The 18,819-nt window shown below is 40.1% G+C and carries 18 protein-coding genes; 3 read left to right on the top strand and 15 right to left on the bottom strand.

Annotation, left to right across the window (positions count from 1 at the left end):
* Nucleotides 1-43: 43 nt before the first annotated feature.
* On the bottom strand, nt 44-1,726 hold the full coding sequence (locus VXK47_RS19345; protein WP_435550428.1) for a ShlB/FhaC/HecB family hemolysin secretion/activation protein: 1,683 nt from the start codon (nt 1,724-1,726) through the stop codon (nt 44-46).
* Nucleotides 1,727-1,818: 92 nt separating this feature from the next.
* On the bottom strand, nt 1,819-2,172 hold the full coding sequence (locus VXK47_RS19340) for a hypothetical protein (RefSeq protein WP_435550427.1): 354 nt from the start codon (nt 2,170-2,172) through the stop codon (nt 1,819-1,821).
* Nucleotides 2,173-2,646: 474 nt separating this feature from the next.
* On the opposite strand from VXK47_RS19340, the gene VXK47_RS19335 reads away from it, so the two are divergent.
* Both VXK47_RS19335 and VXK47_RS19330 read left to right on the top strand, forming a co-directional pair.
* The gene (locus VXK47_RS19335; protein ID WP_435550426.1) at nt 2,647-2,826 is read left to right on the top strand and encodes a toxin-antitoxin system TumE family protein; all 180 of its coding nucleotides are present in this window, start codon (nt 2,647-2,649) and stop codon (nt 2,824-2,826) included.
* Between the two features lie 102 nt (nt 2,827-2,928).
* Nucleotides 2,929-3,300 (top strand): hypothetical protein, encoded by a 372-nt coding sequence (locus VXK47_RS19330; protein WP_435550425.1) that lies wholly within the window; start codon nt 2,929-2,931, stop codon nt 3,298-3,300.
* Between the two features lie 187 nt (nt 3,301-3,487).
* Here the strand turns inward: VXK47_RS19330 and VXK47_RS19325 are convergent, their stop codons facing one another.
* The 6 genes from VXK47_RS19325 to VXK47_RS19300 form a co-directional block, all read right to left on the bottom strand.
* On the bottom strand, nt 3,488-4,804 hold the full coding sequence (locus VXK47_RS19325) for a thioredoxin family protein (RefSeq protein WP_435550424.1): 1,317 nt from the start codon (nt 4,802-4,804) through the stop codon (nt 3,488-3,490).
* Between the two features lie 57 nt (nt 4,805-4,861).
* Nucleotides 4,862-5,689, bottom strand: coding sequence for a hypothetical protein (locus tag VXK47_RS19320; RefSeq protein ID WP_435550423.1), 828 nt, complete (start codon nt 5,687-5,689; stop codon nt 4,862-4,864).
* A gap of 302 nt (nt 5,690-5,991) precedes the next feature.
* Nucleotides 5,992-7,455, bottom strand: coding sequence for a hypothetical protein (locus VXK47_RS19315; protein ID WP_435550422.1), 1,464 nt, complete (start codon nt 7,453-7,455; stop codon nt 5,992-5,994).
* A 79-nt stretch (nt 7,456-7,534) separates the two neighbouring features.
* Nucleotides 7,535-8,335, bottom strand: coding sequence for a hypothetical protein (locus VXK47_RS19310; RefSeq protein WP_435550421.1), 801 nt, complete (start codon nt 8,333-8,335; stop codon nt 7,535-7,537).
* Between the two features lie 849 nt (nt 8,336-9,184).
* Nucleotides 9,185-9,454: a hypothetical protein gene (locus tag VXK47_RS19305; protein ID WP_435550420.1), complete on the bottom strand. Its 270-nt coding sequence runs from the start codon at nt 9,452-9,454 to the stop codon at nt 9,185-9,187.
* Between the two features lie 283 nt (nt 9,455-9,737).
* On the bottom strand, nt 9,738-10,388 hold the full coding sequence (locus VXK47_RS19300; protein WP_435550419.1) for a hypothetical protein: 651 nt from the start codon (nt 10,386-10,388) through the stop codon (nt 9,738-9,740).
* Nucleotides 10,389-10,772: 384 nt separating this feature from the next.
* On the opposite strand from VXK47_RS19300, the gene VXK47_RS19295 reads away from it, so the two are divergent.
* Nucleotides 10,773-11,075 (top strand): AbrB/MazE/SpoVT family DNA-binding domain-containing protein, encoded by a 303-nt coding sequence (locus VXK47_RS19295; RefSeq protein WP_435550418.1) that lies wholly within the window; start codon nt 10,773-10,775, stop codon nt 11,073-11,075.
* 288 nt (nt 11,076-11,363) lie between these two features.
* Here VXK47_RS19295 and VXK47_RS19290 read toward each other — a convergent pair whose 3' ends face one another.
* From VXK47_RS19290 to VXK47_RS19260, 7 genes are all read right to left on the bottom strand, one after another.
* The gene (locus VXK47_RS19290) at nt 11,364-11,906 is read right to left on the bottom strand and encodes a hypothetical protein (protein ID WP_435550417.1); all 543 of its coding nucleotides are present in this window, start codon (nt 11,904-11,906) and stop codon (nt 11,364-11,366) included.
* A 102-nt stretch (nt 11,907-12,008) separates the two neighbouring features.
* Nucleotides 12,009-12,494, bottom strand: a complete 486-nt coding sequence (locus VXK47_RS19285; protein WP_435550416.1) for an exosortase C-terminal domain/associated protein EpsI — start codon at nt 12,492-12,494, stop codon at nt 12,009-12,011.
* 31 nt (nt 12,495-12,525) lie between these two features.
* Nucleotides 12,526-13,602, bottom strand: a complete 1,077-nt coding sequence (locus VXK47_RS19280) for an exosortase/archaeosortase family protein (protein WP_435550415.1) — start codon at nt 13,600-13,602, stop codon at nt 12,526-12,528.
* Between the two features lie 26 nt (nt 13,603-13,628).
* Nucleotides 13,629-14,405 (bottom strand): WecB/TagA/CpsF family glycosyltransferase, encoded by a 777-nt coding sequence (locus VXK47_RS19275; RefSeq protein WP_435550414.1) that lies wholly within the window; start codon nt 14,403-14,405, stop codon nt 13,629-13,631.
* Between the two features lie 11 nt (nt 14,406-14,416).
* Complete coding sequence (locus tag VXK47_RS19270) at nt 14,417-16,594, bottom strand: right-handed parallel beta-helix repeat-containing protein (protein WP_435550413.1); 2,178 nt, start codon at nt 16,592-16,594, stop codon at nt 14,417-14,419.
* Between the two features lie 13 nt (nt 16,595-16,607).
* Nucleotides 16,608-17,516 carry a glycosyltransferase family 2 protein gene (locus VXK47_RS19265; RefSeq protein ID WP_435550412.1) on the bottom strand — a complete coding sequence of 303 codons (909 nt, stop codon included), beginning with the start codon at nt 17,514-17,516 and terminating at the stop codon, nt 16,608-16,610.
* Between the two features lie 32 nt (nt 17,517-17,548).
* Complete coding sequence (locus tag VXK47_RS19260) at nt 17,549-18,799, bottom strand: glycosyltransferase (protein ID WP_435550411.1); 1,251 nt, start codon at nt 18,797-18,799, stop codon at nt 17,549-17,551.
* Nucleotides 18,800-18,819: the final 20 nt, after the last annotated feature.

The raw sequence follows: 18,819 nt of genomic DNA, 5'->3' as shown, positions 1-18,819 counted from the left end.
ACCTTGCACCTTGCACCTCTTACCTTGCTCCTTCAACCTTGATTTAAAATAGGCCCTTCATCTTAAAATAGATTTGGCTTTCACCGGCATTGGTTTTATCAGTACCCTTAAGTGCTACCGCCCAATCCAGCTCATATTCCAAAAACCGGGTGATATTTCCCCGCATCCCCACTCCCGCACCATGGATCGTTGCCTCTCCATCCTGGCCGGGAAGAGAATCCTGGGTCTTTACATTTGCATAATCGTAAAACAGATACGGCAAAAATCCGAATTCTTCCCTAAAACCTAATATCCCGGACAGATCCGGTCCCGATATCTGAGCAATACCATGTATCGCATTATCTCCCAGAACCTCGCTCTCCTTATAACCCCGCACACTCTCCATTCCACCGGCAGAATACTGCTCATTTGAAGGCAGGGGCTGATTGGCGATCTGTCCGTCCAGTTTAATGAAAAGGCCTAAGCTTAAAGGCAATTTCTGGGACCGCTCGATCCCCGCCCTTGCATAAAGATAATTTCCTGATGCTTTATATCTCTTGTCCTCAAACTCCCTTCTGTCTGTCACCAAACCGCGGAACACCATATTAAACGATGCGCTGATCTGGGTAATACCCTGTGTATCCGGGCTTGACCCGCTGTAGGCAAAAGAAAGCGGCAAATATGTCAAAGGAGTCTTCACAGGCTCATCACCGCTTGTCGTATTATATCCAAGGCTCTCGTCAAAATCCTTATAGTCCAGTCCTATTGTAATATTATGGGAATAAAGGTCCGAGGGCGGCAAAGGGCTCACATACCGCGCCCCAAATAACTTCCCCTTTCCTATAACGTTAAATCCCTCACCGAAAGCCGTTTCGCTGTCGGATAATACTCCGTACAAAGCAAATATATCGCCATCCTTCCAGGGCACAGGCAAAACATAGGAAGCTGCAAATACTTCCACTTCGCTCAGTTCCTGTGGAGAGGTCTGATACTGCAACGATATGGAGTGCTCCTTCTGCCAGAGGTTATCAAAACTGATCATGCCGTTTAGCCTGAGATCGGTAGTATCATGAGTGTTGCGGTTATTCAGTTCCAGGCTACCGTGAAGAGGCAACCTGTCTTTTACCTGAAGCTCAACATCGACAGTGCCGGGCTCTCTGCCCGGCGTCAGAACGGGCGCCACCTTGAAATCCTTGTTGCGGTTGATCTTTGCAAGTTCCCCCTGAGCGCCGGGAATATAAAGTATTTCACCGGGCCTGAAGGAAGGGAGGCCCCTGAATATTTTTTCCATCGTGAAATAGCGGTTTCCCGTTACCTTGACCTTTCCTATTTTGCTCTCAAGAACAACCAGCCTTACCAGGCCGTTGTCCAGAGTCTGCTCCGGGATATTAACAAGCACTGTCGGATAGCCTGCCTTGTGATAGAGCTTCTCAAGGCTGTCTCTGGCCTTTTCCACATCATCAGATGTTTTTCCCGGACCGGCAAAATCCTTAACGACGTTCTTAAGCTCGTCAACTTTGAGCAGTGTGTTTCCCTCAATCTCAAAACCCCTGATCTCAAATTTGACGGCATCTTCATTCTCCCCGGCATAAACCGAAGACACGGCTAGTTTAAATAATAAGGCAAAGATCAGGACTGTACCAAGGAGGAAGATCACCAATTGTTGATCATCACTCCATTTTTCAAGTATTCCGGATTTCAAGTTCAAAATATTTATATTTCTTTTCTTGTAATGTTGTAACCCCAAAACCGTCGCTCCGGTGAAAACCGGAAACCGGAATATATAGTGGTGCCGGATGCCTGCTTTCGCGGGTATGACGAAAAGCTTCAATGCTGTGCTTAATATTCCAGGCTATTCAGCTCCATGGCTAATTTGGCCACATCCCTGTATCCGCCTATCTTCTTGATCACTTTACCATCCGGGTTAAGAAACACGATCAAGGGAAATCCTTTTTGTTCGTAAAGTGCAAGCCAATCTATATCTATGTCCTTGAATGCGAAAGACCCGGACAGGTAAACCATATCCGGGCCAAGTATCATATTCTTTTCTGCAACCTGTCCCAAATTTTTTTCGAGTGCATTAATGGCTGTCTTCATTTCTGCCTTTTCATTCTTCAGCCTGTCTTTCGCCATAACGCTTCCGCACATAAATCCCAAAACCAATAACAGCACCACACAATTTTTCCAGATCATCTTTTCACTCCTTTTATTAAGTTAAAGTATTTAATAATTGTCTGTTAGAAGAATATTAGCAATTTGTTGTTTTTGTGTTAAAATGCTAAATAATTATAAATATCTGAATTATCAGTCTAAATAAGAGGAGGCCTCATCGCTTAAGCCCTGTGTATTTTATATGATGTTCTCCAAATTAGATTTTCGTAAATCTTTTGTGATGCTTTTATGATGAAACGACCCTGAACCGATTTTAACCGTTTACGGTTGACAGTTGCCGGTTGACAGTAAAGGAAAATCATTTACCGCTTTTAACTGCAAACTGAAAACCGTTTTTCTTTCACCTTTATATTTGCGCACTTAATCTCAGTTTTCAGCGGTGAATCACTTTTACAGGTTTGTTTATAAACCCTGTTTGTTAAATATAGTTGATAATAAATAATGCTCCCTATTTTAGAATTGACATCCTGAATATCATTGGTATAATACACCTATATGAAAGCCGAACTTATCATTCATAATAAGGTGATAGACGAGTATAGCAATATTATTGAGATTAAACTCTGGAAAGTTGAAAAATCTTCTGACAAACCACATGGGTATAAATATTCACTGGTTTACATAGCAGGTTCAAAACGTGTGATCGGTTACGATAATGCCGAACAAAAAGGGTGATCACCGGCATTTCGGGAACAGGATGGAGCCATATGCCTTCGCAGGCATCAATCAATTGATACGAGATTTCTATAGCGATATAGTTTTATACAATAAGAGGCAATGATGAAAGTAAGAAAAGTAAAGATCGGAATAAAGGATGTGGAAACACTACTGAACGAATTTGGGGATGCCGCAGATTCCCTTGAAGCCGGGAAAAAAGTGAAACATGAACGGGGCGTGCACTTTACAAGTATCCAGGCATTTCGCAAGGCATTGACACAGAAACGGCTGGAGCTGCTTCATGCAATCAAAACGGAGCATCCGTCTTCCCTAAATCATTTGGCCAGGATTCTGCAAAGGGATATTAAGAATGTCGCAACGGATGTCCGTTTTTTGAAACAGGCTGGGCTTATCGATACAAAAAAAGATGGCAGCAAAGAAATCTCGCCTCAGGTCAGGTACGATAAGATATTGCTGGAGATAGCCGTTTAGATGAGACAAAGGCCTCAGTATTTTTTAGACAGGATGAACAGGATAGGCAGGATTTTGTTGCCTGCCAGGCAATCTACCTCGCACCTTGTACCTCTTACCTTGCACCTTGCTCCTTTCACCTTGTCCCTTTCACCTTGTCCCTTTCACCTTGTTCCTTGCACCTCGTTTTATCTTCATCCTTTATCCATCATCCTTTAACCTTATTCTCCGTCTGCGCTCTTTTTGATGATTGCTGCTCCGAATCCCGGATACTCTTCAGCTCAGCGGACAATTTTGCCCCGTCCCTGTAGCCGTCTATCCTCTTTATTTCTTCTCCTTTCGAATCAAGAATAATCATCAAAGGATAACCTTTCTGCTGGTAAAATTCATACAGTTCTTTACGCTCGTCGGTATTCACCTTCACCCATACAAACCGGTCTTTGAGCATCTTAATCCTGGGATCTTCCATGGTGTCTTCCATGGTCTTTTTGCTCCAGCCGCACCAAGGTGCATAAAGCAGAAGAAACACGGGTTTATCTTCCTTCTTGGCTTCTTCAATACCCTGTTCGTAATTCTGTGCCCATGTGATTTCCATGCCTTCAAAAGCGGAAGCCTTGGTATTTGAAACTACTTCCAGATCTAACACAACACTTTTTCCGGCAAGCGGCGGGTTGAAATCTACTGTTAAAGTTGTTCCATCAGTTGAAACGATCTTTCCTTTCCGGTCATTCATCTCAAAGTCAGCCCCCAGAATCGGGGTCAGCATTATAATGATCTGATCCCCTTCGATATTTACCACTGTGGTCCCGAAACTATCCACGCTTCTCTCACCACCTTTTGCCATAGCTGACAGTTTGACATGGTTTTCTGCGACCTCAGTCACTCTTGATTTGAAGTAAGGTGTCAACTCGACTTCCCTGCCGACAATCGGAAAAGCATTGAACTTTTCCACATAAGCGCGCGGGTCAAGAATCAAGTTTTTAGGCATTGCAATCTTACAGGGAAATTGGGCTATCTTTTTCGGGTCGCTTGGTCCAAATGCTTTCTCAGGTGGAAGAGTTACCGTTTTCTTTTCTCCCTGTTTCATGCCTATAACAAGCGATCCCACTGCCGGTATAAAACCGGTATTGCCTGCCACAATCTCATCAGGCCCGAATTTTTCGTTTTTTGGAACTCCGTCGGTTATTATCTTTTTTGTATTCTTTGCAATATCGGCTATGGTTGTATAAATCAGGCTTCCGTTTTGAAGACTTGCAGTATAGTTTACGAGTGCAAGATCTCCTTTCTCAACGGTTGCGGGATCCTCCTGTCCCACATCAATACTAACGGACTTTCCGGTCTGTTTCGCCTGTTGAAACGCATTTTCAAGCGTCTTCATAGCCACCTTTTTCTCAGGTGATTCTTCCTGCACACCGGCATTCAGCTCAACAACCTGATTGTGTTCTTTAAGTCCAGGATGTGTTCCTGCGCATCCGAAAAACAAGGCAGCAGTGACAATTGTTATTAAACCATTCTTCCAAACCATCTTATTATTTCTCCTTTATTTACTCCTGAGATAAGGCTTTTAAAATCAATCCGGGTTTCATTCTTTTTTATCCGTCGGCTCCCTGTTTTCAACTTTGACATCACACTTCAAAGTTTCATAAGCCAGAGGATGGCTGTAATCGATTGTGATCATCCGGTCATCAATGTTTACGATGCGCCCAACCATATTACCGCTTCTGATAAGATCTCCCTTCTTTGCATCAATAACAATTTCATAACTGCCGGCCTTTTCTCTGATCTCAGCTTCTCCCAGAGCTGTTCTGATTTTCTTTCCCGGTTCCGCCTTAAATCGTATGACTACTTCCTCATCCGATACTGAAACTACTTTTCCAGGCACAGAAGGATCAATGGTATAAATTTGTCCCACCTCCGGGTCTTTTCCTTTCTTGCTTATAAATTCATCAGGAGTCATTTTAATCTCTTTAGCCCGCGTCCTGACACGGGCCATCTGTATAACCATAGGCTCATTGCCGGAAGTTTTTATACGATCCCTTCTGACTTCAAAAGCCCTGATCTCACCGATCTTCATCCCAACAACGGCCTTAGCAGCATCGGCCACTATTTCTCCCTCAAAGCCCCTTTCGCCTGGAGTCCCATAGATTTTCTCATCTTCTCCTGCAGTTATTATCAACGGATCACCGGTTTTTCTTGGCACAAAAACAGACGATTTTTTTATATCCGGATTCGCATCCAAACCAAAATCCGTTGTCGCCGCGATATCGCCATTGTTAAGCCTGCAGGTGAAGTTAACTGCAATCTTTTCCCCTGCTTTTACAGGTTCGGCAGGTTTTATCGTCGCACAACCGGCAAGCATATTTACTATGCAAACAACAACCATGATTTTTTTGGCACTGCTCTTATTCAATTCTCTTTTCCCTCTCTTCTGTCTTAAGGATATTTAATCCGTTTTTTAGCGGGTTCATTTTTTTTTAATATTTAACTACCCCCTGTTAGGTTAATATTAGCGGTTTGTTATTTTACCGTTAAGATTATGTTGGCCTTGTAATAATTCGAAACATATTAACTTCCGTCATTCCGGTACAGGCCGGAAACCGGCATTGATTCAAAGGTCTCAAAATATAATTCATAAAAAAAGGGCCTCCTTTCGGAAGCCCTTTATGGTTATAAAATTCAATCGCGGTCTGTCAGGCAAACCGCATTATTCAATTACGGTAATTGAGGATTGCTGGCGCCGACATAGCCAGGATATGCACGGTCATTACCTTTGTTGTATACCATCTCGCCTTTTGTAGCCCAGAACTTTGCCTTGGTTGGCGGGATATGGTCCGGATCGGAAGCATACGCTGCCAATGGTTCAATCCAGGAAGTCTTTATATTGCTGTATGCAGTACGGTCAGGATTGCCATATAGCCACTGGTTTGAATAAAAATCATACTCTCCGTTGCGGACTTTTGTCCGGCGAGGCTCAACGCCCTGGTATTTAAGAGCATGAACATTGGGATAATTTGAGGTGCCTTCAAGCTGATCCGCATCGGCATATCCGATGGCGCCTTCAAGCTGGTTAACACAAGCCATCTCATCGGAAGATCCGTCGTTAAACCATACTGTAGGATCGGCAGCGCTTTGATTGGTGACAAGCGGCCAGCCCCAGTCTTTAGCGGAACTTCTCATTACTGCCCAATCCAATGTGGCATGAGTTCCCGAACCGGCGTGGCGCAAACAGGCAACTATAGGATAATCCGCATACCAGTCACCAAAATCTTTCCAGTACCAGGCCTGGCCGTCGTAAATCATAACGGCCTGAAGCCTTGAAATATTATCCAGAGGAATGCGTTCGCAATGAGTGTCTCCCAGAGCAACATCCGGACAGTCAATAGCCGCGCTGCAGTCAAGTGCGCCACCTGTGTGACTTGGGCCATTGATACCGCCTGAGCATTTTCCTGCTATACATTTGTAATAACCGATACAGTCTTCGCTGTGACCTGTTTCAGAAGGATCATAACACTGATAACCCCATGTTGAAACCGCCTTGTGAGCATTCATATCCGGCTCCAGAGGGTCAGGACCTAAGCATCTTGTCTTTGATACCGTATTGTTTGCAAAAAAACCGAAAGGAACAACCACCGGCTGGTAGTCCTCCAATCCTGTGGCATCGATACCGGTAAAGACTCTGTCAGTCTGGGCACCGCCATTTGGGCCTTTCAATGCGCCATGGCTTTCCTGTGTGAAACTGCTGCCTGCAACATCGGATGCGCCAAGGGTAATTTCAACGCATTTAAGAGCAGAACAGGCCGTTCCGCCAAGAACCCAGTCCGTGCAACTGTTTTCATCAACCATCTTTCTCATAAAAGGGCTTCCGCAACCGTCCGGATCGCCACCGCTACCCTTTACCGCCATTATACCGTCATATGAAGCCTTGGATGCATAACGAATGTAAATAGTGTCCGCTCCGAGAGTTCCTTTTGAAATGCCCTGTTTGGAATCATAGGAATCCTGAACCACATTTGTGCAACCCTTTGAGCTAAGAAAATTGTCGGCAGTATCGTTCCAGAACAGATGCTGGGCCGATGCGCCGTAAAGGTTGATATTAATCACATCAGCTCCTGCCGTACCCACCATGCCAAGCATTGCGATTCCTATCAAGGCGCCCTGAATAGCCTTTTTAAACATAATTTCCTCCATTTAAAATATTAAATTTAATATACAAGTTAAAACCGGAAAATACTCTTCCTTAATCTTAAATACTAAATCATGCTGCCTTTCTTCTGATACTGAATAACCCAAGAAGTCCTGAACCCAGAAGCATGATACTTCCAGGGATTGGAACTGCATTCGGATTGATTACGGTTGCAATCATGGGACCGTTAAGATCCACTGTAGTTCCGTCACTTGTAAGAAAAGTTCTTATTATCCCCTTTTCTATTCCGGATTTGTCAGCGCTAATATTGTCGTAATTAAAGAAATACAAAACTTGATCTACATAACCCATGGTTGTAAGACCGGCAAGGCTCAACGTCATTTCATAAGAATCGTTTTTCAGATTGCTTCCCATTGAACTTATATTGTTACCATTAACGTCAAACACTTTAAAATAGGAATCCGCAGTTTCTTTGGGATTGATAATTGTTGTCGCAAGACCTGAACCTGCATAAAGAGTTTGCACATAGTTATAAGTAGCGTCTGCTGAGACCTGTTTACGTCCCAACATCGTAAGACCATCGGTATCATTGGCAAAACCTGTGGCATAAAAGTCCCTGTTAGTCATATCATGCGCCCAATAACCTGCAACGAGACTGTTTAAATCTCCGTCAAAAGAACTCAGAGCGACTGAGGAACCGAATACATTATTTGAGTTAAGAGTGCTTGCATTCAGACCAAGATCGCTGCCGATTTCTACAACACCCGTAGTGGTGTAAATGCTGCGGATCAGATTAAGATCTTCGAAATAAGCCGATGCATTCCCGGCAGCTCCGAAGACAAACATTACTGATGCAATAGTAAGTACTGCTAACTTCTTTCTCATACCTGCTGCTAATTTTTTGATTTTCATTTCTTTCCTCCAGTTTGATAATAAATTTGATTAAATTTTTTGTCTTTTCCCAGGCGGCCTGGCTTTCCGATTCGGGCGGTCTTTATTTTAAGTCTTAATTGTTTATGACTTTTTATGACTTGAAGTTTTTTTCTTACCGCTTTCCCGGACCCTTTGGCTTTCCGTCACCCGGTTACCCGGGTTTTAGCTTTTTCTGGAGGTATTGTAATCTTTGTTTTCAATTTTTCGCCTTAGTTGTTTTGCACTCAAGCCTACTTTGTTTTCATCACCTCCTTTCTTTGTGGGGATAAAACAAAAAACCCGAACTAAAAGCGTGAAACAATATGCTCTCAATTCGGGCTTTCTGGGGCCTGATGGGGATTTCAGGTCAGCAAAGTACCCATAGGGTCATTTGTTATTTATGGTTTAGTTTATAAACCCTGTTTGTTAAATTATGATGTTCTCCAAATTAGAATTACGTAAATCTTTTGTCACGTTTTCATGATGAAACGACCCTGAACCGATTTTAACCGTTTACGGTTGACAGTTGCCGGTTGACAGTAAAGGAAAATCATTTACCGCTTTTAACTGTAAACCGGAAACCGTTTTCCTTTCACCCTTATATTTGCGCACTTAATCTCAGTTTTCAGCGGTGAATCACTTTTACAGGTTTGGTTATAAACCCTGTTTGTTAAATTATGATGTTCTCCAAATTAGAATTACGTAAATCTTTTGTCACGTTTTTATGATGAAATGATTGTTAACTGTTTTCAGCTGACTGTGAACATTTAGCCCTTTCCCTTTCACCTTGAACCTTTCACCTTGAACCTTTCACCTTGAACCTTTCACCTTGAACCTTTCACCTTGTTCCTATTTTTTCAATATTTCCTCAAATTTTTCTATTCTGCTGACTATACCCTGGCTGTAATTCACTCTTATATAGCCAGTGAATTTATTCTTTGCCATTTCTTCCATGACCTCCGACAGTTTAAGGAGTCGTTCTTTATTCCGGATTTGTTTTTTGTCAACAGCTATATTTTTCTCTGTTAGACTCTTTTCCATGATCATCTCATCAAATTCGATATTGCTCATATCTTTATCAACCCCAATACCGAGCTCTTTATCTTCACCTGTTGCCAACTTACCTCCACAGTTTGAATCTATTCTGCTGCTGCCCCTTCGGGTAACCCGACAAACATTGCAGCAGGATTACACAGGAATATCCGGCACGAGATGCCATAATCGGAATTGTCTTTTGATTTATTAAGAACAAATCACAAGCGGCACATTAACACTAATTTCGCTTCAAAGCTTAGGATGGGCAAGTTAGATTATTATTAGCGATTTATTTTATTTCAATTAATATTTTATCGACAATATGTCATCCATTTGCTTTATAGAAATATAAAATTCAGGGAAAAAATCAGTTTGTATTATTTCTCTTCATTTGTTTTATTTTTGCTTTTATTTGAGGCGGTATACGAGAGATTGCAGATTTTTTGTTTACCGCATTATTTGAAGCACTAACAATAGATGATGCTGATATATCTCTTGTTTTTGGCTTTTCAAAATCCATAATATTTACTGTCATTTTATCTTCTCCTTTGACCAGCTCAATCTTATTACTTTTTATATCTGTAAGTGTGTAGCCACCTATTTTACTTCCCTTTTTAAAGACCAATTGCCTTTTGCCTCTTCCGGGTGTTGTATATGGTGATTTTTTATCTTCTATGTATGCATAGCTCTCATTATCCATAATAAGCGTTCCATATAGTATAATCTCGGGCGTTGGAACAGGATCAGCTGTAATCTTTTCAACCGGAATAACTCTGTCCTGATGGAAAAGATTATGTTCGGCTACTATCACAAATTCCGAAAGAGAGGAAACAGGCTGACCGGCCGGTTTTTCTTCCTCTGCTGCTGCTAATGATATATTACTAATTTCCGGAAAGTTATTTTTAATGTTTTTATTTAATACAGGCAGAACAGCATACCTTGCAAAAAAAATAACTGTAATAATGAGGATGATATTTAGAAGATTTACGCTTCTGATAATATATTTAAAAAATCGCATAAATTGTTAGTTTTTAACTTTCTTTTTTTCGATAAAATCCAGCGATGTTATCATCATTTCACGAACAAACTGATCTAATCGTTTTTCGACTTCCTTAATATCTTCATTTGGCCTGACAGTCGTTATCGTTCTTATAAAAAGATAATGAGTATTGTCTTTTTTATTGCATTAAGAGCCAAGTGCAGCCTGCTTATAGTTACATTATAGCTATCCCTGTCTTTGGAATAAAGAATACATAGATGGACGGCATAGCAATATTTTCGCTGGAACACAGAATACCATATACTGAAACAAGAAAGAAAAAGACAAGAACCGGAAAACCGGCCAGAACGTTTTAAAGGTAACTGTTTTATTTTACTTCGCTTATCCTATAACAGATATAGCGTGACAAAAGGAAAAGTTTTTCCGAAAGTCCAGGTTGTAATTCCGGCTGAACTACGGAAAAAATACAATATTCAGATCGGAGACCCGGTTGATCTTGTTCTTTCCGCCGAAGGAATTTTAATGAAGCCGGTTTTAAAACCCCACACAAGGGAGTCCATGGCTGAAAAATTATTCGGCATTTTTTCAATGCATAAAAAAATACAAGATGATTTGTCCAAAAAAGATATTCTTCAAGCGACTAAAGAAGGGTTTAATTCTACAAGGTCCCAAAAGAATCCATATCGGAATCCCTTCTTGCACTAATTAAATTTAAGGGCATAACTATAAAAGATAAAAAAATTGTCGAACGGATGCTCATCTTTTGGGTGGAGAACAATATAGAAATTGTTGATTGCTATATAGTTGCCTGCCTCGAGAGTGATAAACAAAATATCCTTTACAGTTACGACAAAGATTTCGATAGATTCAGAATCGTAAGAAAAGAGCCGTGAGCCGTTTTTTACACCTTTGAACCCCTTGCCAGTTATTTTTTTTTGTTTTTTTCTATAAAATCCGGATTGGTATGCTTTTTCTTATTATGGATTTTTGCGGCTATATCGGAATGGGCATAAAGGACCGGTAAAATAAAAACCAGGCAATTTTTGCATATTCCGAAAATACAAATTTAATTTCCCGCCGGTTTATTAACCAGCCTAAGCCTTTTATGTATTGTTCGGGTGAAGAATAATAAAGCTCAACATTCTCATCAAATAACTCTTCAGAAATCAGCTTAATTCTTCTCATATGATAGGAGGAGCTTACAAAGATGATTTTTTTGAAATGATTTCTTCTAATATAGTCTTTTGCCACCAGCAATTCAATATGCGTATTCTCATAATGCTTTATAGCCTGATCTTTTCTTAAATAGTTAAAACCCGCTATGCTTAGCAAAGTATCCGATTTTTCTTCTATCTTGTTATTTGATGATACCGAATAGCTGCGGTTATACAAAGGATAATAAATATTTGATGCCAGTTTGTTTTTTATAAGCCTTACAGCTTCGTTTTCCCTGTTCTCCGCTTCATCTCCATATAAAACAACCGCTACATCTGCCGGCTGAACCGGCAGTTTGGTATAAAACAGGTAATTTCGCATGAAGAATAAATAGGCCAATAACAATAAAAAAAATAGTAAATATAATATAAAACCATTTTTTTTTATTTTGTACATATTATAGCAATGATTTATTAAAACCAATCAGTTCGGCAGGAACTGATTTAAAACGGGCACAATCTCTTTAGCAAACCGCTGAAGCCTTATATCTGCATCTTTTATCTCTTCATCAGTGTATACTGTAGTGATTAAGCGAACCAATGCCCCATCGGTTCGCCTCTTTGTTAAAGCATCCCAAAAACCATATAATTTTATCTGATAGATATTGGTCAGGATGCGTCCCCGTTGAGGAAACCAGAAATACACAAGCTCCCTGTCGCCACCTTTTTCAATAAAACTACGGTTGATTTTTATTGTTTTTGTATCATCTATCAAAATGCCGGTTGTACCTTCCTGTATGGAATTCCAGCCGCTGGCCGGGAGACAGGATTCCGGCGAGTGAATTGCTTCTCCTGCGAGCTGGCTTTCATAATAGGCAACATAGAAATTGACCTCCCGGTTTTTCGGATTTCTGAACTTAGCAATAATATATTCGCTTAAATCCAATTCATCGATGATTTTCTGTTCCATAGACTGCCGTGCTCCCGTCCATTCTCCAATGCTAAGCGGAAATTCGCTGAATGATTTTTTTTACAGGAATCTTTTCACGGAAGTTGACCATATGAGATACTCCAAAGGTCAGCAATAAAATTACTACTGTTGTCATAAACACAGGAGAAAATATCGACCTTTTACCCATTAACTGCGAATTACAATCTACTATCTCTTCTTCTCTTTCATTAACCTTGTTCCTTGAACCTTGAACCTTATACCTTATATTCCTGGCCTTGAGACCTTCATATTTTGGCGGAATCAGCCTTAATAACCACATTTCAAGAAGAAGAACCGGAATTGTAAGCATAAAGATAATCCATGCGGAAAATCCATGGAAAAAACCTTCCGCAACTTTAGCGCCAAACATGCTGTAAAGAATTCCTGTGGCCGCAATCCTGAAACTGTTGGCAAATACTGCCATAGGAACGGATGAGAGAAAAAGAATAATCTTCTTCCACCAATGCGCTTTGAACCAATATGCCAGAAGCAGGCTTAAAACCATGATCGGAAACACAAACCTTAATCCGCTGCACGCATCCACTACCTGTAATTTTGTAAACCCAAGGTCGATGATATTTCCCTCTCTGTAAACAGACATTCCGTAAAGCTGAAGCAGCTTTACACCTAGTTGCGAAGAGATTAGTTTGAGATTTAACAGTATCTTGTTATTGATAAAATAGGGAAACGGGAACATAGTCAATATCATGAAAAGAGGAAAGGCCAAAGCCTTGATTTTATCCCAGCCAAGATGGAGCCAGATCAATCCGACAAGGACAAACCACATGGAAATATAAAGGCTGAATAACTCTCCTCCAAGTTCTCCTATCCAAAAAAAGATAAGACCCAAAGAGAAAGGTAATATACCCACCCATGAAGTCTTTGAAGGAATTGCAAGCAGCGCGTCCCGCTTTTCCCAAATAAGATAAATCACAACAAAAGGAATGAGATAGCAGTGGGAATAATCCGCTCTGGCCCAGTCAATAAAAACCAATTTTTCAAGCACAGAGTAATATGCAAGAATCAAGGCCAATACATATATTCCGGCTTTGATCAGATGTGATCTTACCAAAGATATCAATATCATTACTATTTCCTACTATCTATTTATAACTAAAGCTTCCATAATTGTCTTATTTTTTCTTTTAATACCCAGCTTAAGAAAATTGGCGTTGATCTCATGTTTCTTTCCCAAAGTCTTTTCGGTTCCTTTAAAAACCTGGGTAGCCATTCCAAACCAACTTTCTGCCAGAAGGGTGATGAACGCTTTTTCGTACCAGCATAGAAATCGAATACAGCACCAATAGCGCCAATAAATGACACTTCAAGTTTATCCTTATTCTGGTATATCCATTTTTCCTGCTTGGGAGCAGTCATGCCAACCCACAAGACATCAGGAGAAGCCTGATTGATTGCCTCGATCATACGAATGTTTTCAAAGTCGGAAAAGACTTCTTTGAATGGTGGGGAATAGGTTCCGCATACTGTTATATTTGGATATTCACTATTTAACCGGGTCACGATTAAATCAAGAACCTGTTTGCTTGAGCCCAGAAAAAAGTACTTAGATCCTCCATTTTTTGAAACATTTTCAGAAAATGCATTAAAAAACTCGGAACCCGCAACTCGTTCATGAATTGGAACGTTTAGAATTTTAGCAGCAAGTACTATCCCTGTACCATCGGGCAAAAGAATATCCGCGTTTTTCAGTGCATTATCGAATATAGAATCACATGATGCAACAACAAGAGAGTGTGGATTGGCACAAGCCATGTACGAACCCTTTTTGCCGGAACCTATCAGTTTAAGGGATAGGTCAACATTGCCTCGAACGCCTCTTCCGCTTATGAAGAAGCCAAAAATATTTTCGTTTTGAAAAGTGCTGTACATTCTAAGGTAAATTACTTTTTAATAGGCTCGCTTGCACGCATCGGATCTTTGTAAAGACCTATTTTTTCGAAGGGGATTGGTTTAATGCCAATTTTTAAAGCTGGGGAATCCGGGAAAAGAGTATAATCGCCATTTATTGGATCAGTAAGCAGCGGATCGGCAATAATACTATGTTGATCAAATCCTTTATCTTGCCATACGCTCCATTGCAGGTTTGCAGGTACTTTCATAAATGGAACAAGTAAAGGCAGTTCTTCATGGTACATCACATTGTGATCTGAAACCGTCGTTTCAAGATCTATATCATTATAAATCCCATAAAGAGGCGCTTTTTTATCCTTATAGTAAATAATATTACGCACAAAACGATTGCCTGACATTTTGGCACCTGTAGCCATATCTGTAATAGTTGATAATAGAGGATACTTTGTATATCCGATTTCCTGTACCTTGGAAAACATCAAAGGAAGAAATTTCTGTGCGGTAGGGCTATCGGGACGCCATGCGGAATATACCATCTGTCCTGAAGTACCGCCGTCAATAATGATATTGTTTTCAACTATATTATCCCTACCGCCGTGAATAAATATTGCACCACGAGTGGTATCGGCAATTATGTTGCCGTAAACCTCTGTTCCGCTTGACCAGTCATCAAGGTATATGCCCCAAGTATAAAATGGACTCTGCCAAGGCTCTTGCGCACTATTTCGTCCATAACCGCCACTGTCATGGATATAGTTAAAACGTACGATATTGCCCCGTTTAGTCCAGTCGCGAGCTCCGCTGTAGATAGCACCACTGTCCTGAGTTTCCTGATTTACATGGCAAACATGATTATACTCAATCAAGTGATCATTGCCATCAAACAAAATCCCAATGCGCGGTGTCGAGCTAATCAAGTTATGTGCTATTACATTCCCAACTCCTCTGCATTCGATACCTCTACTATTTTTGTCAAACACACCTACGTGGTGAATATAATTGTTCTCAGCACGATTGTTTCCAGGGGTGAGGGTTTTTTGATCACCCCCAGTAACCTTTATACCGACACCTCCGACATCATAAATGTCATTCCCAACTGCTGAATTTTTAAAACCATCTTGAATCTCAATACCATGGCGACCGGCATTGTATATCGAACTGCCGGCGATAACTATTTTTTTTGCCCCGTTGATCACGATGACACTACTTTCACATCCCTCGAAAGTGAAGCCCTCGATTCGGATATATGATGTAGCACCGTAGTATTTATTCCCGTACTTTTTACCTTTTATTTCAAGTATGGATTTGAGGACAGGAATAGTTACTGTCCCAAGAGACCTATCATCTGCTGGCCAGTAATAGAGAATTTTTCCCATGCGGTCAAAGTACCATTCGCCTGGCGAATCAAGTTCTTCCAACAAATTCTGAATGAAATATCTGTCGCCTGTCGCGATGGAATATGATGTATTTCCAGCAAGGGTGATAATTTTCTGGTCTCTTTCAATTCCGGCAATAGGGATGATATTGTTCCAATAATTAGGTCCCGGATAAATAACAATTTCTGCATTGCTGGGTTCCGCCCAACTATGTACAGAACCCGTACTGTATTTAAATTTTGTCTTGCTGTCCCCGCCGATTGAATCTGCAACATATAGGAAACCACTGCCAATGGGATCGCGTGTATCGTAGTTAGGAAACCGTGCAAGTGTCTGTCTTTTTCCTCCAGCAAATAGCTGTCGGAAAACATATGGTTCAACGGATGTGCCTTTTAGATCAGCTCTAAAAATCTTACCGTTGTGGGTCACAAAATTTGTAACTGGTCTTGAGCCGCTCAGAATTGGCTTCTCTTTGTCATAGGCTCTTATTATAAGAGGATTTGACTCTGTACCAGAATCTTCCGGACCGAAAGTTAATGTTTCGTTAAGCCTATAAACACCACCGCGCACTAAAACCGTGAATTGATTGTCGGGGCTAATTTGCCTGAGCCGTCGAATGACATCCCTGGCATGCTCAAGGGTTGCAAATGGTCCGTCATCTCCGCGTGAATTTGGCGCAGGCAAGCTTCCAGTCCACTGATCGTTGCCCATATTTGATACATAGAACATACGGATCAAAGGATTGATCTGAATCTCTCCTTGTGAATACACAAGGTGCGGACAAGCCATGAAAAATATAAAATACAATACTAGACATTTATATCTGAACATTTTATATACTTCTCTACCTTTTTAAAGCCAATCTGATCGTATAATATAAAGCTCTGAGAATAATTCTGCTTTTCATGCGCCATGGTAAATCAGCGAAAACAACCTCTTTATAATTATTGCAGGCAATAATTGCTTCATGCTGCTCAATTTTTTTTCTCAGCTTCTCATAGTCATTTTCTTTGAGATCAAATATGTTTTCCGATACGATATAGTTCAAATATTGCAAGTTCCTTTTGTGTCTAAATTTTACTTTTGCGAATGATGTATCAACAACTGAAAAAGTGCTTTGATTATGCTGCCGATATAGAATCAGATCCTCTTTTAAAACACCTATTCTGTGAGCGTCGTTCTTTATGTTGGCACTCATCCATACATCCTCATATGGAACTTCAAGTGGAATCGGGAATATCTTATTTGCAATACTTCTGTGGATGAACCATGAGCCGGAAGCTACCGACGCCATTTCCACAATAGCCTTAACTGGCGCTATGGTAGCGAACTTCGGGTTTAGATAATTTCTTTTAATTGTTATCAGCCGTTCATCGACCATTTCAAGCCCATGATACAGTACCTCGGACGGAATTTCTCTTGATTTATTGATGCATTTTTCGATGCATTGTGGAAGCATTACATCATCACCGCCCATAAGATGAATATATTCCCCCGAACATGTGGCGTAACAATTGTTAAATCCGATGACTTTACCTACATTATCAGGAGAAGAAAGAATTTTTACTTTGGCATTATCACAGTAGTTTTTTCTAACTATGTCAAAAGTTGCATCTTTCGACCCATCGTTAAATAATACTACCTCAATATTAGGCCAAGTTTGGTCTAGACAGCTTTGTATGCAAACTTCGATATATTTTTCTTCATTAAATGCACACAATAAAATGCTTACAAGCGGTTCCGGAGCCTTCATCGCATGAATATCTTACATATTATTAAATGTATTCACATAGATTGATATGCACTTATCAATATCTCTTTTTCTTTTTCCCAATTGTACTGACTTATAGTTTTTTCAATACAATTATTTTTACGCATTAAGTAATCAGAGTAATTTTTTTTATCAAAAATGCTGTTAATTTTTTTGCTGATATCTTCAGGTGAGGCTGGGTCGACGGTATAGCCCATTTGTTCATCTATTGCCGATTGCCGCATTTCAGGAAAGTCACTGACAAGAATTGGAACACCAGCGGCAATATATTCCCATACTTTATTGGGAGACGAATAATAATAGCTTTTACAGGTATTCTCAATGAGGCTGACCCCAAGATCTGCACCACATGTATAGCCCAACAAATCCGATGGAGAAACCGCATCTTTGAGAAATATTTTATCATTAAATTCAATAAGTTGAGAAATATTTTTAACGTAGTCATATAAAGCACCGTATCCCATAAAAACAAGGATTGTATTATTGTTTATATTCTCAAATGCCTTTATTAAGTTTTCTATGCCCCTGCCGGACAGTAGCGCTCCCTGATACAGAACAATATTAGTATTTTCATGTATATTTAGCTCCTGCCTGAATTTGTTTCCATTATTTGTGATTTTAATCTGATCCGGCAAGTTTCTCAGGATGACCGGTTTTTTAATATTGTAAAAGTCTGAGAGATATTGTGCAAGTGACTGATTGACTGTGATGACTAAGTCAACATCCTTGATCCAAATTCGCTCTTTTAATATGTTTACTTGTTTTAAACATTTTCGCAATAAACTTAATATAAAATTAGTACTTAAATAGTTCCTGTTTTCCAACCAAAGCTCATGGGCATCATATGCTATTTTAATTGGTAATATTTTTTTTACCCGGTATCCAATTTCTAATGTTTCAAAATCATGGCAGTGATAAATGTCGTACTTCAATGATAAGGCTTTTTTTAATGTATTATTGAGATAAACCCTGTTAAGATAAAAAAAATAGATTTTTCTAAACGCTTTTTGAATAAAAGATAGTTGATATTTGCCGGTTATATTGTCTGAAAATGAGTTATATTTAAGCAGCAATTTAAGGCCAGCAATTTTTACCGTTTTTACAATAACGCCATCAATTACGAAATCTTCCTTATCTTCCGTATCGTAAATAAGAATTACTACCTCATATCCTGCATCAGCAAGCGCTTTTGATTCACGTAATACGCGGCTATCTTTTTCCAGCATTGACCTGCTGCGTTTAAGCAGCATACAAACTTTTTTCATATAAACTTTTCGGCGATACT

The sequence above is a fragment of the Desulfobacterium sp. N47 genome, from assembly GCF_051233685.1.
Classification (GTDB): domain Bacteria; phylum Desulfobacterota; class Desulfobacteria; order Desulfobacterales; family RPRI01; genus RPRI01.
This window is presented reverse-complemented; position numbering and strand designations above follow the sequence as displayed.

Excerpts from the sequence above, each read along its gene's own strand:
- VXK47_RS19265 (WP_435550412.1), bottom strand. The coding sequence starts at position 17,516 with ATGAAGGCTCCGGAACCGCTTGTAAGCATTTTATTGTGTGCATTTAAT.
- VXK47_RS19280 (WP_435550415.1), bottom strand. The coding sequence starts at position 13,602 with ATGATATTGATATCTTTGGTAAGATCACATCTGATCAAAGCCGGAATA.
- VXK47_RS19330 (WP_435550425.1), top strand. The coding sequence starts at position 2,929 with ATGATGAAAGTAAGAAAAGTAAAGATCGGAATAAAGGATGTGGAAACA.
- VXK47_RS19275 (WP_435550414.1), bottom strand. The coding sequence starts at position 14,405 with ATGTACAGCACTTTTCAAAACGAAAATATTTTTGGCTTCTTCATAAGC.
- VXK47_RS19285 (WP_435550416.1), bottom strand. The coding sequence starts at position 12,494 with ATGGAACAGAAAATCATCGATGAATTGGATTTAAGCGAATATATTATT.
- VXK47_RS19315 (WP_435550422.1), bottom strand. The coding sequence starts at position 7,455 with ATGTTTAAAAAGGCTATTCAGGGCGCCTTGATAGGAATCGCAATGCTT.
- VXK47_RS19335 (WP_435550426.1), top strand. The coding sequence starts at position 2,647 with ATGAAAGCCGAACTTATCATTCATAATAAGGTGATAGACGAGTATAGC.
- VXK47_RS19310 (WP_435550421.1), bottom strand. The coding sequence starts at position 8,335 with ATGAAAATCAAAAAATTAGCAGCAGGTATGAGAAAGAAGTTAGCAGTA.
- VXK47_RS19290 (WP_435550417.1), bottom strand. The coding sequence starts at position 11,906 with ATGCGAAATTACCTGTTTTATACCAAACTGCCGGTTCAGCCGGCAGAT.
- VXK47_RS19300 (WP_435550419.1), bottom strand. The coding sequence starts at position 10,388 with ATGCGATTTTTTAAATATATTATCAGAAGCGTAAATCTTCTAAATATC.
- VXK47_RS19270 (WP_435550413.1), bottom strand. The coding sequence starts at position 16,594 with ATGTTCAGATATAAATGTCTAGTATTGTATTTTATATTTTTCATGGCT.
- VXK47_RS19325 (WP_435550424.1), bottom strand. The coding sequence starts at position 4,804 with ATGGTTTGGAAGAATGGTTTAATAACAATTGTCACTGCTGCCTTGTTT.
- VXK47_RS19340 (WP_435550427.1), bottom strand. The coding sequence starts at position 2,172 with ATGATCTGGAAAAATTGTGTGGTGCTGTTATTGGTTTTGGGATTTATG.
- VXK47_RS19260 (WP_435550411.1), bottom strand. The coding sequence starts at position 18,799 with ATGAAAAAAGTTTGTATGCTGCTTAAACGCAGCAGGTCAATGCTGGAA.